Genomic DNA, 905 nt, shown 5'->3' with positions numbered 1-905 from the left:
ACCCCACTCACCAGCTCTGGCAGTTTTGGAAAAACAAATTTGTGGATTTTGCAGCAGTGACAAATGGCGTGCGGCGACATATCCGGGCGCAAAGGAGTCTTCCGTCCAGTACGCCTCCACCTTCACCCAGCGGTAGTCGCCCTTAGGGTCCTCAACAGGATAGTCGCTTGCAATTTCGACGATGTCCTCGATTTCGTGGCGGCCAATGACCGGTGACTGGCGCGAAGGAGCTTGGCGGCGGTTGAGGCCTTCGGCTTCAACATAGGCCTCCAGGCCAGACATGGAAGGGTCAGCGCCTGCAATCCAATCCCGGGGGGATGGATAGGCTTCTCCACAATACACGTCCCCCTGCTGTCCACTGCGTTTTTCCACAAAGAACCTTGGCAAATCAGCCAAGAATTTTAGCCGGGAAACCTCGATGTATTCGGGATCCCAAAACGATGCGCCGACCCCTAGGGATTCTCTTAACCCCTGTAGATAAAGGGCCAAGTCCTGGTCAGGGTGATACATGGGGCGTGCTGCCTCGATCTCCTTAACCCAGTCTTCGTCAGGATTGACGATGCGTGACGCAAACGGATAGACGAAAGCGAAGTTCCACCATCCAGGCGCACCCTCCATGAAACTGCCACCGAAGTCACGCTCGACAAAGAATTCAGTAGCCACATGGTCGCGGATTGCGGCGGTGTTGTTTTGTTCCACCAACTCAGTCAAGTGGTCGATATAATTCGCAAGCCCCGATACTTCCGTGAGAGGAACCCGTTCTTCAGCCATGGCGATACCGGGCCAAGTCAGGAGGCCCAGAGTGACAAGAATACTCACAACTTTCATGACTGTTACCCTCCCCCTGCACCCCAAATGATCTGATTGTTATGGTAACAGGGAAATCCCCAAACATCTATTCAATC

1 protein-coding gene is annotated in these 905 nt (G+C 53.8%); it reads right to left on the bottom strand.

The features are described from left to right. Positions 1–828: hypothetical protein (locus V5T82_RS18120; RefSeq protein WP_332897082.1), on the bottom strand; the 828-nt coding region annotated here is incomplete at its 3' end. Positions 829–905 lie beyond the last annotated feature (77 nt).

This window comes from Magnetovibrio sp. PR-2 (assembly GCF_036689815.1).
Classification (GTDB): Bacteria; Pseudomonadota; Alphaproteobacteria; order Rhodospirillales; family Magnetovibrionaceae; genus Magnetovibrio.
Note: the sequence above shows the minus strand (reverse complement) of the source record. Positions and strands in the feature narration are given on the sequence as shown.